The 14,350-nt window shown below is 60.0% G+C and carries 6 protein-coding genes; 3 read left to right on the top strand and 3 right to left on the bottom strand.

Translation table 11 applies throughout. The features are described 5' to 3' along the window. Positions 1-27: 27 nt before the first annotated feature. Positions 28-483 carry a GNAT family N-acetyltransferase gene (locus ACFSKT_RS04675; protein WP_377718893.1) on the top strand — a complete coding sequence of 152 codons (456 nt, stop codon included), beginning with the start codon at positions 28-30 and terminating at the stop codon, positions 481-483. A gap of 216 nt (positions 484-699) precedes the next feature. On the opposite strand, the gene ACFSKT_RS04670 is transcribed toward ACFSKT_RS04675, so the two are convergent. The 3 genes from ACFSKT_RS04670 to ACFSKT_RS04660 all read right to left on the bottom strand — a co-directional run bounded on the left by ACFSKT_RS04670 (position 700) and on the right by ACFSKT_RS04660 (position 5,283). Beyond that, a complete protein-coding gene (locus tag ACFSKT_RS04670) occupies positions 700-1,722 on the bottom strand; it encodes an aldo/keto reductase (RefSeq protein WP_377718892.1) in 1,023 nt (340 codons plus the stop codon). Positions 1,723-1,840: 118 nt separating this feature from the next. Continuing rightward, complete coding sequence (locus ACFSKT_RS04665) at positions 1,841-3,472, bottom strand: response regulator (protein ID WP_377718891.1); 1,632 nt, start codon at positions 3,470-3,472, stop codon at positions 1,841-1,843. Between the two features lie 5 nt (positions 3,473-3,477). Further along, positions 3,478-5,283, bottom strand: a complete 1,806-nt coding sequence (locus tag ACFSKT_RS04660; protein WP_377718890.1) for a sensor histidine kinase — start codon at positions 5,281-5,283, stop codon at positions 3,478-3,480. A 455-nt stretch (positions 5,284-5,738) separates the two neighbouring features. On the opposite strand from ACFSKT_RS04660, the gene ACFSKT_RS04655 reads away from it, so the two are divergent. Next, the gene (locus ACFSKT_RS04655; RefSeq protein ID WP_377718889.1) at positions 5,739-7,115 is read left to right on the top strand and encodes an ABC transporter substrate-binding protein; all 1,377 of its coding nucleotides are present in this window, start codon (positions 5,739-5,741) and stop codon (positions 7,113-7,115) included. Positions 7,116-7,293: 178 nt separating this feature from the next. After that, positions 7,294-14,337 (top strand): glycoside hydrolase family 3 N-terminal domain-containing protein, encoded by a 7,044-nt coding sequence (locus tag ACFSKT_RS04650; protein WP_377719013.1) that lies wholly within the window; start codon positions 7,294-7,296, stop codon positions 14,335-14,337. Positions 14,338-14,350: the final 13 nt, after the last annotated feature.

Below are 14,350 nucleotides of genomic sequence, written 5' to 3'. Positions count from 1 at the left end.
AAGCGGAGAGTGAAGGAGTGGAAGAGCTTGAACATTATCATTGACGATTTGAACGGCCCGGAAGTGGCCGACCTGCTGAACGAGCATCTGCGCGACATGTTCGCGGGTTCCCCTCCGGAGAGCGTGCACGCCTTGGATTTGGAAGGGTTGAAGAAACCCGAAATTACGTTCTGGAGCGCCTGGGAGAACGGCGAGCTGCTCGGCTGCGGCGCGATCAAGGAGCTCGACAGCGAGCATGTCGAGCTGAAGTCGATGCGCACGGCCAGCCGGCATCTTCGCAAAGGCGTGGCGAAACAGATCCTGGAGCATATCCTGGCGCAGGCGAAGGAACGCGGCTATAAGCGAATCAGCCTGGAGACCGGTTCGCAGGAGAGCTTCGAGCCCGCCCGCAAGCTGTACGAGCGATTCGGCTTTGACTACTGTGGTCCGTTCGGGGATTATGTACTCGATCCATACAGCGTCTTTATGACGAGAACGTTATAAGAGGGGACACCCTTCCTAGGTACGGCGGCTGATCTTAGGATCGGCTGCCGAACGCGCGACATCCGAGATCTGCAGCGCGAGCCGAACCGTGCTTAACGCTAGCCGTTCGTCGGATCGCGCATCCCCAGCTTCAACGCGAGAAAGCCGCGTCGCCATCATGGCGTCGCGGCTTTTCCATGCTTAACGAGACATTCACAGAGGTGCCAAACGCCAAGATTAGCGCCGCAGCACATCTGCGACCTGCGTGTCGTCCGTCATCGCGATGAACCAGTTCGGATAGAGGGCGGCCGGTCGGGATAATTCGTTCAGCTTGGCGACGTTGGCTTCGCTCAGCCGCAGCTCGGCTGCACGCAGATTGTCCTCCAGCTGCGCCAATTTGCTCGATCCGACGAGCACGCTTGCCACATGAGGCTGGGCCAGCAGCCAAGCAAGCGATACTTGCGCGGGCGTCGCTTCGTGCTCTTCGGCGATTTCGCGAACCGTATCGAGCACACGGAATCCCCACTCCTTGTCGTGCGGCAGGAAGTCGAATCCGCCCAACCGGTTCTGCTCGTCCTTCAGGTTCTCGCGCGTGTATTTGCCGCTCAGGAATCCGCCCGCAAGCGGACTCCAAACGGTAATACCGACGCCGTTGCGCACCGCGAAGGGGACGGTCTCATGCTCGATATCGCGGCCGACGAGCGAGTAGTAGAGCTGGCCGTTGATGAAGGAGGCCCACCCGCGCTCGCGCTGCATCGTCAGGGCTTGGGCGGCAAGCCATGCCGGCCAGTTCGAATAGCCGATATACCGGACTTTGCCTTCGCGTACGAGATCGTTCAGCGCTTCGAGCGTCTCTTCCAGCGGCGTATGGGGATCGGTCTTATGTACGATGTAAAGGTCGATGTAGTCGGTGTTCAGCCGCTTCAAGCTCGCTTCGCAGGCGGCGAACAGATGCTTGCGCGACAGCCCGGCCTGCACAAGCGACGGCCCGACGCGGAAGCCTGCCTTGGTCGCGATCACAACCGACTGACGGCGAGAGCCGATCAGCAGGCCGAGCATTTCCTCGCTTTGGCCATCCGCGTACCCGTCCGCCGTATCGAAGAAATTGATGCCGGCTTCCAATGCGCGGTCGATCAGCTGCTTAGCGCCGCCGTGATCGACTTTATACACGCTGGGGTTGTTGCCGGAACCGAACGTCATCGCCCCGAAGGCGAGTCTGGACACGAGCAGGCCGGAACGGCCAAGTGCCGTATATTGCATGATTATTCCTCCTTTGCCGCCTGTCAAGGATCAGGCGTGAAGAGCATACCAGAATTGCCAATATCCGGGCATGAGTCCGAAGGAGGAAGCGCGATGGAGACGAGGGTCGGCATTTGCGCTAGCCGCTCGTCTCCCGCTTGTATTGGGAAGGGAGAAGACCGGTCCACTTCTTGAAGGTCTTCGTAAAATGCGCCTCGTCATAATACCCGACTTCCCGTGCGACGGACTGGATCTTCCGATCGCCGGCCTGCAGCAGCGCCTTGGCTTTGTCGATGCGGTATTGGTGCACGTAATCCAGGAAATTCACCCCAAGCTCCTGCTTGAACAGCGTGGACAAATACGTGCTCGAGACGAACAGCGCCTTGGCGACGCCGGCGAGCGACAAGCCGTGCTCGTTGTAGTGCAGCTCGATGAAATCGATCGCCTGCTGCACCTTGCGCTTCGGCGTCTTCTGCGGATTGACCCGCTCGACGATCTGACGGATCGTCCGGTAGACGAACCCGGTCAGATCCTCCAGCGTCTCCAAGTCCGTCATCCGCTCCCGAAGCTGCTCGAAGCTGCGAAGCCAGCCGGCGTCGTCCGCCGGCTGCTGCGGCACGGCTTGAATCAAGCGGCCCAAGAAGGAGAGCGCCCGGTCGTTGATCTGCTTGCGCGAATGCGGATAATCCGCGGTGAAGACGGTCAGCCATTGCTCCGCGTCGCCCAGCATCTCGGCGAACAAGCCGCTGCGCAGATGCTCGAGGGCGGATTGCTCCAGCTTCAACAGCTGCACGCTGTTGATATGCACAGGCAGGCTCGGCGTGCCGAGCGCACGAAGCTTCTCGTAGTAATGGCAGCTCCCGGGACCGTGAAAGAACCGCTGCTCGAGCGCCTCCAGCGCCTCGCCGTAAGCGGCGTGCAGCCGGTCGAGATCGGCATGCGCGCCGCTTACGCCGATGCTGGCCGTTACTTTGAGATAGGCGCTCAAGTTTGACTGCACGGCGTCCAGACTTTCCTGCAGCTTGACGCCGAGCCATTCGAACAGGCCGTTCGTGATCACGATCAGCGCGCCGTTCTCCATGACGACTTCGACGGGCTGCAGCAAGCCGTGCTCCAACGTCTCTTGCACCACGTTGGAGGCGGCAACGGCGAGCAGATGCGCGTCGGCCTGCGTGTAATTGAGGCTTTCTAGCGATTTGCCATCCAGGCGCAGCGCCATGACGATGACGTGTTCGAAGGCGATGGGCATCCCCGCGTGGCGGTGCTGCTCCCGACGGTTCTCCGCAGGCAGGGCGGGACCGCTCAGCCACTGCCGGTACAGCTGGGTCTTGGCATGGGGGAGATTGACGTGCAGCTGGCGCTCCAAGCCGCGCACCTCTTCGGATAGCCGCCTCTCCTCGGTTCGTTTGGCCGCGATGTCGCGGAAGACGCGCTTGATTTCGTCCGGCGAGCAAGGCTTGACGAGGAATTCCGTCACGCCAAGGCGCATGGCCCGCTGCGCGTATTGGAAATCGCCGTAGCCGGAGAGCAGGACGCATTCCGTGTCCAGACCACGCTCGCGGATGTGGCCGATCAGCTGCAGGCCGTCCACCAGCGGCATGCGGATATCCGTCAACAGCAGGTCGGCCGGTTCCGCTTCGAGCAGGCGCAGCGCCTCCAGGCCGTTCGCGGCGACCCCGCTAACCCGCACGCCGAGCGATTCCCAATCGATTAGCGACGTTAATCCGTCCCTCGTTAATTCCTCGTCTTCGGCAATAAGCAGCTTGAGCATATCGGTTACCTCCTCGTGAACGTAATAGGGAGCGTGAGGCAGACGCGCGTGCCGGAACCGGGTTCGCTCTGGATATCGATCGTCGCGCCGTCGCCGTAGAACATTCGGATGCGTTCTCCGATATTGTACAGCGCGTAGCTTTGGCCGCTTCGGGTGGGGTTCATGCCGCCCTCGCGCAGGCCTTTCAGCATATCGCGCTGCTTATCCGGGGCGATGCCCACGCCATTATCGGTAATTTCGACTTGGATCGCGTGGTCGCCTGCCGAAGCGCGCACGTGCACGTATCCAAGATCGTCCGTCAGCGGCTCGATGCCGTGCACGACGGAATTCTCCACCAGCGGCTGCAGCAGCAGCTTCGGGATCGGGAATTCCGCCGCCTGCGGGTCCAATTCCAGCTCGTATGACAAGCGGTCCTTGAACCGCATCTGCTGCAGGAACAAGTAATGCTCGACGAGCTTGAATTCGTCCTCCAGCGCGATGGTGTCTCGTCCTTGGCTCAAGCTGATGGTGAAGATCGCGGACAGCGCGTAGATCATCTCGCCGACGACCTTGTCGCCGTTCTTCTCCGCCGTCCAGGCGATCGTATTGAGCGTGTTGTATAGAAAATGCGGGTTGATCTGCGACTGCAGCACCTTTAGCTCGGCTTCCTTCTGCTTCAGCTGGGCGGCGTACATGTCGTCGACCAGCTCGCGCACGCGCCCGACCATAATGTTATAGCCCGCGCCGAGCTGTCCGATCTCGTCCATGCCGGCGAGCTGGACCCGTTCGTCGAAGTGGCCTTTCTGAAATTTTTTCATCGATTGCAGGATGCGCCGGATCGGTCGGGTGATCACGCCGGCTACGGCCCAGGAGACATAGAGGCTGACGATGATGGTCGCGGCGATGATGAGCAGCGTGACGAGCATGATCCGGTTCATCTGCTCCAGCAGCTCGCTGCGCGGCTGGACGACCAGCACGCGCCAGCCGGTCAGCTTCGAGGTCATGGTGGCGAAAACCCACTTGGATGAATCGATGGACGATTCGAGCTCTTTTATTCCGCTTGCCGCGTCGTTCACGTACGGCAGCTCGCTCATGGGCGTGCCGACTGTCTGCCCGGTGCTCTCCGAGAGCACCATACCGTCGGTATTAATGACCGCGATCTTCAGACTGGTCGTCCCGGACGTGTAGGTTTCGCGGATGTCGGTCTCGTCGATGCCCAGGAGCAGGATGCCGGCGGGCTCATACGTGACATTGTTCTTCAATACCTTGGTGAGCAGCACCTTTTTCTTCATGTCCCCGTAGAAAATCGTCTTTGTCCGGCCTGGCACCTCGACGCTCCACATTTCGATCTGAGGACGCTTCAATACCTCGTCATAGTCGTAAATCGCGCGGTAATCCTCGAACGGCAGCGCCGACGACAGCCCCTTGTTGTTGAACTGCAGCGGGGCGAAGCGGTCGGAGTAGATCGTGAGGAATTGAAAGTAGGGCCGGGTGACCATGAGCCGGTTGATCATATCGATAATCGTCTGGTTCGAGACGTACGCGTTGTTGCGGGCATCCGAGCGAAGCAGCGACTGAATCTCCGGAGTCAGGAACAAGTAATCCGAGATATCGATCGCGTCCTGGGCGATGTAATCGAGATGATCGATCGCCTGCTTGGCCGTCGCCTGCTGTTCGGCCGCCATCTTGGTGATGATCTCGCGCGTGGCGATCCGGAAGGCGAAGACGCCGGTCACCGTAATCGTGACGATGAGCAGCGGGATGAACCAGAGCAAAATTTTGCGCCGGATCGGCATATCGAGATAACGTCTGCGAATCGGTTGCAGCAGCATGAAGCGGACCTCTTTCATTCAAATCTAGGATATTATAAGTCTCACACTTATACATCATCCTCTTTTTCTCGTCGCGGAATGCTGCATTCCCAATCCTTGGATTGTGAACGCAAACCAATCCGCTTATCCGGAACGAAACTCGTCTCGCCGCTAAAAGACGGCGATAGCCGTTTCGCCTTGAACGTGGTTTCTATTCCTACTATAAATGAGATTCGCCTCCGATTGCTACGCTCGTCCCTGTCGGGGCCGGCCGAATCGATAGAATGTACAACAACATCTGAAAAACGATCGGTTTTCCGCCGCCGTCCAGCCGCTTCGGGAGGAGACCGGACAGAGGAGATCCGGCGCGTAACCCGAAAATTATACAAGGAATCCGCAAGAATAGGTGCTAACAAAAACCGGAGGGGCTTTCTATAATTAGACATAGCGACATTACGACCAAAGGTGGGAAAGGCATGAACGGCTTCGTCCGTCATTTACCGAGAACGGGGCTTGCGGTCTGCGCGGCGGCGATCTTGCTCGCAGGCTGTGAAAGCGGTCCGTCCGGCGGAGAGGCTGGCAACGCGGTCATCGCGGCCCCGGGCAGTACGGAGAAGGGCGCCGCCGAAGAGGCTTACACGCTGACGTTCTTCACGAACAACTCCGATCGCGCGGTCGGACAGGGCAAGATGGAGCAGGATCTGATCGACGCCTACATGCGGGACCATCCGAATGTGACGATCGAAGTAGAGACGCTGTCGCCCGATCCGCAGTACCAGGACAAAATCAAAGTGTACAACGCGTCCAACAAACTGCCGGACATTATTAGCTCCTGGGGGAATATGAGCTTCCTGAAGCCGCTCGTCGAGAGCGGGGCGCTTGCGGAGATCGACAGAAGCGAGCTGGACGGGCATCAATTCGAAGCAGCGGCGCTGGACTCCTACAGCATCGACGGGAAACTGTACGGCTTCCCGCGCAACTCGGATTTCTGGGTGTTGTATTACAACAAACGGATTTTCGCGGAGAACGGCTTGGCGCCGCCTGCTACCGAATCCGAACTGATGGACGTCGTCGCCGTCCTGAAGACAAAGGGGATCGTGCCGATCGCGATGGACGGGCGGGAAGCTTGGACGTCCGGCATCTGGTTCGATACGATGCTGCAGCGCGTGACGGGCACGTGGGATACGGCTGCCCAAGCGATGGCGGGAACGGGAAGCTTCGGCGGTCCCGAGACGATCGAGGCGGCGAAGGCGATGCGGCGCTGGATCGAAGCGGGCGCCTTCGGCGACGGGTTCCTCAATCAGGACTACGGCGCGGCGCGCAGCTTGTTCGGTCAAGGGAAGGCCGCGATGTTCATGATGGGCGAATGGGAGATGGGCATGTCGGCCGATGGCAGCTTCCCCGCGGACGTCAGAGATCACATCGGCGCCATTCCGATTCCGTCGGTTGGCGGCGGCCGAGGCACCGCGAAGGATTTGACCGCTTGGTTCGGCGGCGGGTATTCCGTGTCCGCGCAATCTCCGCGCAAAGCCGAAGCGATCGCCTTCTTGAAGTGGATGTTCCAGCCGGACAACTGGGCCAAAAGGGTCTGGCAGAACGGCATTACGTTCCCGGCGCAGCGTTACGACGGCTTCATGACAGGCAGCGAATCGGCGCTGCAGCGCGAGTTGAACGAGATCTACACCGGCGCGTCGAGCTACAGCGGAACGGTCTCACAGGACAAATTCACGTCGGAGACGCAGAAGACGTATTATGACGCGCTGCAGAAGCTCGAAGGCGGCAGCATAAGTCCGGAGGCGTTCGCCTCCGCGATCTCCTCCGCCGCCGGCAAATCGGTCGCCGAATCTAGATAAGCGAAAGCGGCGAGCCGGGTTCGACATTTCGGTATTAACGGCATGTTTATGCGTCCCTTCGCCTTGAAGGGACGTGTGGCAGACCGTCACATACATAGGCGAAGGACGGAACATGCGTCCGCTGCCGGATTTATTGTAATCGTTTACAACAAATTGGAGGGATAGCAACTTGAGCAACGTGTACAACGTGAAGAAGGCGAGAAGAAGCATCGCGTTAACGGCTTCAGCTTCGCTCGTCTGGTCGATGCTGGCGGGCGTCGCGCCCGCGCAGGCCGCGGAAACCGCCGCGCTGCCGCTGTATTTGCAAGCGAAGGCGCCTGTAGAGCAGCGCGTATCCGACCTGCTGGGCAGAATGAATTTGGACGAGAAGGTCGGCCAAATGGTTCAGGCGGAGCGGGCCTCCGTGACGCCGCAGGACGTGCGGGACTATTACCTGGGCTCGGTGCTATCGGGCGGGGGCTCGTTCCCGAACGGCAAGCAGTCCGACAGCACCCGGGAGAAGTGGGCCGAACTGGTCGACGGCTATCAGACCGGTGCGTTATCAACACGCCTGGGCATACCGATCTTATACGGCGTCGATGCCATTCACGGGAATAGCAACCTGATCGGCGCGACCTTGTTCCCGCACAACATCGGACTTGGCGCCACGCGCAATACCGCGCTGGTGGAGCAGATCGGGGCGGCGACGGCTTCCGAGGTGAAGGCGGCGGGCACGAACTGGGCGTTCGCGCCGACGATCGCGGATCCGCAGAATATCAACTGGGGCCGCACCTACGAAGGCTTTGGCGATAACCAACAGCTTGTCGCCGAGATGGGCGCCGCTTTCGTGAAAGGCTTGCAAGGCGAATCGCGCGCAGAATTGGCCGAGACGGATCGCGTCGTCTCATCCGTGAAGCATTATCTCGGCGAAGGCTTGACGGACGGCGGCGCGAACCAAGGCGATATTACCGGCATGACCGAAGCGGAAGTCGCGGCGCTGAATCTGCCGATGTACAAAGCGGCGATCGATGCCGGCGCTCGGACGGTCATGGCGTCTTATAACAGCATTAAAGGCATCAAGATGCATGCCAACAAGCGGCTGCTCACCGATCTGTTGAAGGGAACCGGCGAGGGACAGCTCGGCTTCACGGGCTTCGTTATCTCGGACTATAACGCGGTGCAGCAGATTACGAAGGATTGGGATGGCAATGCCGTCAGCGGACTGAAGAATCAAATCCGCGTCTCGGTCAATGCGGGCGTCGACATGATGATGATGCCGACGGAATGGAAAGCGACGATCGATCACTTGAAAGCGCTTGTAGGCGAAGGCGCGATCACGCAGGCGCGGATCGACGACGCGGTGACGCGCATCCTTCGCGTCAAATTCGAATCGGGCGTGTTCGAGCATCCGATGACGGATCAGAGCTTGGCCGAAGACTTCGGCTCGGACGCGCATCGCGAACTCGCCCGTCAGGCGGTCGCCGAGTCGCTCGTGCTGCTGAAGAACGACAAGCCAAAGGAGGGCGAAGCGCCGATCATGTCGCAGCTCCCTGGCATGGACGATATCTTCGTCGCGGGCAAGAACGCGGACGACATCGGCTTGCAAGCCGGCGGCTGGTCGATCACGTGGCAGGGCGCGGCCGGCAAGACGACGGAAGGCACGACGCTGCTACAAGGCATTCGCGAAGTCGCTGGCGACGCGAAGAAAGTCACGTACAACAAGCACGGACGCGGGGCGGCCGGTCATGACGTCGCGATCGTGTTCGTCGGCGAGAAGCCGTATGCGGAAGGTAACGGCGACGCGCTGAACAAGCTGCAGCTGGATACCGAAGACCTCGCGACGCTCGACAACGTGAAAGCGTCCGGCGTGCCGACGGTCGTCGTGCTCGTATCTGGCCGTCCGCTCATCGTGAACGACCGCTTGGGCGATTGGGACGGGCTCGTGGCGGCTTGGCTGCCGGGTACCGAAGGCGCCGGCGTCGCGGATGTTCTGATTGGCGGCAAGGACTTCGCGGGCAAGCTGCCGGTTCGTTGGCCGTTCTATACGGAGGCGTATACGAATCCGGCGGCGGGCAAATCCAACCTGGACCCGCAATACGTGCTGTTCGATTACGGCTACGGACTGACGAAGGCGCAAGAGACGCCGGCCCTGAAGCCGGTTCCGGCCAAGCCGGGCGATAACGCGCCATATGTGAAGGTGGAAGCCGAGAGCTTCACGGCCAAGTCGGATGGTTTGAGAACGGAAGGCACCTCCGACACGGGCGGCGGCCAGAATATCGGCTACACGAGCAAGGACCAATGGCTCGAATACCGCATTAACGTGGAGACGGCCGGCACGTACGATATCGACTTCCGGTATGCGGGCGGCGAAGCGAGCATGACGAACTCCGGCTTCCGCGTGTTGAACGAAGCCGGAGAGACGCTCGGCACGTTAAGCGGCATCGGCCATACGGGCGGCTGGCAGACGTGGAAGACGGCGACGCTCAAGGACGTGACGCTCCAGAAAGGCGTGCAGACGATCAAGCTCGTGTTCGTCGACGGCGGCTTGAACTTCAACTGGTTCGGCTCCGCAGGCTTCGTCCCGGCGCCTCCCGCAACCGGCGGTCCTGGCGGCAAGATCGAACCGCAAGACCCGGTCGAAGGCGGTAAGGGCAAGGTGGAAAGCTGGATCTCCACCGAGCGCGACAGCCAGAGCATGAAATGGTATTATGCGCCGCAATGGCAAGCCGGCGATGAAGCCGGTCAATTGACCCAGCGAGACAAAAATCTGGATTTGACGGCGATCGGCGATGACGCGAACGTCACGACGATTAAACTCAATCCGTCGAAGACCTATCAGAGCATGATGGGCATCGGCTCCTCGATGGAGGAATCGACGGTCTACAACCTGATCAAGATGTCGCCCGCGAAGCAGGACGAATTGATCAAGAAGCTGGTCAGCCCGGTCGACGGCATTGGCGTCAGCATGACGCGGGTCACGATTGGCACGGCGGACTTCACGGCGCAGAAGTTCTATTCCTATGACGACATGCCGCCGGGGCAGACCGACCCGACGCTCGCGAACTTCTCGATTCAGAAGGATATCGACTTTGGCATTATCGATGCGCTCAAGCGCATTCTCAAGCATAACCCGAACATGCAGTTCTTCGCGTCGCCATGGAGCCCGCCGGGCTGGATGAAGACGACGGACAGCATGATCAAGGGCTCGGTGAAGGACGAATACCTGCCCGTGCTCGCGGACTACTACGTGAAATTCATCCAAGCGTATAAGGCGCAAGGGATCAACATCTCCGCGATGACGCTGCAGAACGAGCCGCTGCTCGAGATCGAATATCCGAGCACGAAGATGCCGTGGCAGCAGGAAGCGGAGCTTGCGAAGCTGCTCAGCGCGAAGCTGAAGGCGGCGGGGCTCGACGTGAAGCTGTGGATCTTCGACCATAACTTCAACGACACGATGAGCTATCCGGCGCCGCTGCTGGCCGACCCGGCGAACCGCGAAGCGGTGGACGGCACGGCGTTCCATGATTACGGCGGCGAGCCGACCGAGATGTCTCGCTTGCACGATATGTATCCTGACGAGAATATCTACTTGACCGAACGCGCCGTGTGGGGCACCAAGGGAGCGGACCGGATGGCGCAGTACTTCCGCAACTGGGCGAGGAGCTACAACTCGTGGGTGCTCATGCTCGACAGCGACATTTCCACTCACCAATGGGTAGGAACGCCGGATCCGACCATGATCGTCCAGGATTCCGGGAACCCGGAGAATTACTGGCTGACGCCGGAATTCTACATGCTGGGCAACTACACCAAATTCGTCAAGCCGGGGTATATCCGGATCGACAGCAATTACGGCTCGGAAGACAGCGTCACCAACGTGTCGTTCATGAGTCCGGACAAGAAGACGATCGTCACGGTCGTCATCAACCGCACGGATAAGCCGCAAACGTTCAAAATCGTCAGCGACGGCACCCAAATCGCGGACACGATTCCGGCGAAATCGGTTATTACGTACCAATGGGATCGACTTGTTACCGAGGCGTTCGAACCGGCGACGATATCGGCGACTCCGGAAGCATTGCCTTACAACGTACATCAGAAAGAAATTACGCTGACCTTGGACGGCGGGACCTTCGTAACCGAGAAGCTCGGTGAGATCAGGCTGGGCAGCGAAGCGCAGGCGATGGGCATCTCGATCGGCGGCGTAACGTACGAAGGGCAGAAGTCCATTGCGCAGCCGAGCGGCATTGATGCCGGCGATGGCGCAGAGCAAGAAGCGGAAGCGCCGGTCGAAGAAGGATCCGCTGAAGAAGCGGAGCAGGGCGATCAACCAGCAGCAGGCGAAGGCGAATCGGCGCCGCCTGCGGAAGAAGCGGCAACCGCTGATAACGCGGCCCCGGCCGAACAACCGGCAGCCGACGCGGACGCATCCGCTGCGGCGACGGAAGAGGCGGGCGGCGAGACCGTCGCGCCAAGCGAGCCGGCTGCAGAAACGCAAGAGGAAGCTGCTCCGGCAGTAGAGGAAGCAGCAGGGCATGCAGCCTCGCCAACCGAGCCGTCTGCCGAAGACGAAACAGCGTCTGCGGACACGAACGAGAAGGCGATCGCTGCGATATCGGCGGCCGAAGGACCGTCATCCATCCGCATCCGATTGCTGTGGGACAGCACGAAGCCTTATTATGCCAATGCCAAGCTGAACATTCACGTTCCGGCAGCGGCTTATCGCAACGACTCCGGCGGCGCTTCCGGCCAGAATGAGGCGCTTAGCGCATCCGTAATGCTGGAAGGCACCGGATATACGACCGAGCCGAGCGATATCGGCACAGGTCCGGTTACCGCGAATAAGTATTATCAATTGTCAGGCACCTCGATCGCGGAAGCGGGCACCGCGAATGCAAGGCTTAACGGCTTCGCGGCCGGCGATTGGGCGGATTTCAAAATCAGCGTACCAACGGCGGGCAAATACGTCGTGACGGTGCAGGCGGCCTCGCCGAAAGGCGGCGGATTCATGCTCCAGTCTGACGGGGCGACGATCGGGACGTTCGTCATCCCGTATCTGCACGACTCGACCGCATGGATCGGCGCACGGCTAGGCGTTGAATTAAAAGCCGGCGTGCAGATGCTGCGCGTGCAGGGAATCAGCGGCGAATTCGATATGAAGTCGATCGCGATCGAACCTTCGACGGTTCACCAAGCGAACAACGAGAACAAACTCCATATCGAAGCCGAACAATTCGCGGCGGCAGGTCAACAGGTCATTCAATATGGCAGCAGCCGCACGAACCTCGGGTATACGGTCGCGGGAACGACTTTCGATTACGCGGTCAACATTCCGGCGGACGGCTATTACAAAGTGACGCTTCAATACGCGACGCCGCAGGGCGGCGTATCCGCCGCGATCTCGGCGAACGGCGCGGACAAGGGCTCGTTTGCCCTGCCGGCGACCGGCGGCTGGGACACCTATACGACCGGGTTCGGTGTCGTTCAACTGAATGAAGGCGTACAAACGCTCCGTATTGCGGACAATGGCGACGGCTTCAACCTCGATTGGCTGACGATCGAACCGGGCGTACCGGTCGCATCCAAGCAGCAGGCGGCAACGCCGAAAGCCGAATTGATCAAAGCTTCGAACGGCGCGAAGCAAGTCGCGATCGGCACAGCGACCGCCGATGCGGAAATCCGGTATACGACAGACGGAACGCTGCCGACGGCGGCTAGTTCGAAATATGTCGGTCCGATCGCGTTGACGGCGGATACGGTCATTCGCGCGGTTGCCGTCAAGAGCGGCATGACTGACAGCTATGCGGCTTATTTCTCCACCGTGCCGGTGTCGGGCATCAAGCTTCAACCGATCGAATTGACGCTCGGAACGAAGCAGCGGCTTGTGCCCGTATTCCGTCCGGCAATCGTGACGAACGACGCAGCGACGTGGTCCTCGAGCAATCCGAACGTGGCCACGATCGATGGAATCGGTCAAGTGACGGCGCTTACGCTTGGCACGACGACGATTAAAGTCGTCACGCAAGACGGCGGGCGGGAAGCGACGGCAGAGCTGAAAGTCGTGAGCCAATCGACAGGTCCCGTAACGGTACCTCCGGTTGCAGAGCCGGAACCGCAAGCGATCGTCGTGGAGGCGAAGGTTGACGCGAGCGGCATGGCGGTCGTGAACGTCTCGGCCGAGCAGGTGAAGCGGGCGCTCAAACAAGCGACTAACAAGCAGCTGGTCGTACAGATCAAACCAGCCGCGGGCATGAAGCAAGTCACCGTGGAGCTTCCCGTACATGCCATTGAAGCGGATCAAGCGATTACGGACATCCGAATCGAGACAGGTTTGGGCAGCTTGACTGTGAACAAGTCATCGATAAAGGGCACGGACGGCAAGTCGCCGGAACGCATTCAGTTCAATGCGAAGCTGGCGAATGTTGAAGGAACGCAGCTGAAGTCCGGCGCTAGCTACATCTTCTCGCTGCAAGCGGACGGCAAGGCGGTCACGGACCTGGGTGGCAGCAAAGCCCGAGTCACGTTCCCGTATACGCTGCAAGCGGGCGAGAAGCCGCATGCGGTCATTGTTTATGCGATCGACGAACAAGGCAAGGCGGCAATCGTGAAGAACGGCAGCTACAACGCGGCAATCGGTCAAGCACAGGCTTCGACCGGCAAATTAGGGCAATTCGCAGTCCGTTACGCGGACGTTACATTCGGCGATCTGCGTCATGCGGTATGGGCGCAGGAAAGCATTGAGGCGCTGGCGGCCAGAGGCGCGATCAACGGAATCGGCAGCGGCCAATTCGCGCCGAACGGCGAATTGACGCGCGCGGCTTTTGTCAAGATGATGCTCGAATCGTTCGAATTCGGCAGCGGCCAAGAGAAAGCGAAAACCTTCTCCGATATGGACGGCGAAGCGTGGTACGCGGAGGCGGTCGCGCAAGCGCAAGCGCTCGGACTCGTGAACGGGAAGCCAGACGGCTCGTTCGGCGCCAACGACGCGATCACGCGCGAAGAAATGGCGATGATTTTGTACCGGGCAGCTGAGCTTCTGGATATTATGTGGTCCAATGATGCGGAAAACGTGACGTTCAAGGACGAATCCCAGGTCGCGGGCTACGCGAGAGAAGCCGTCGATCGGATTCAGGCGGCGGGCTTGATGAAAGGACTGCCGGATGGCAGCTTTGGACCGAGAGCCACGGCATCGAGAGCCCAAGCGGCGTCCGTGATCTACGCACTGTTCAAACACGGCGAATAATCGAATACGAATA

The organism is Paenibacillus xanthanilyticus (genome assembly GCF_042682185.1).
GTDB classification, from domain to species: domain Bacteria; phylum Bacillota; class Bacilli; order Paenibacillales; family Paenibacillaceae; genus Paenibacillus_Z; species Paenibacillus_Z xanthanilyticus.
The sequence above is the reverse complement of the archived record's forward strand: the minus strand, read 5'-3'. Positions and strand labels throughout refer to the sequence as shown.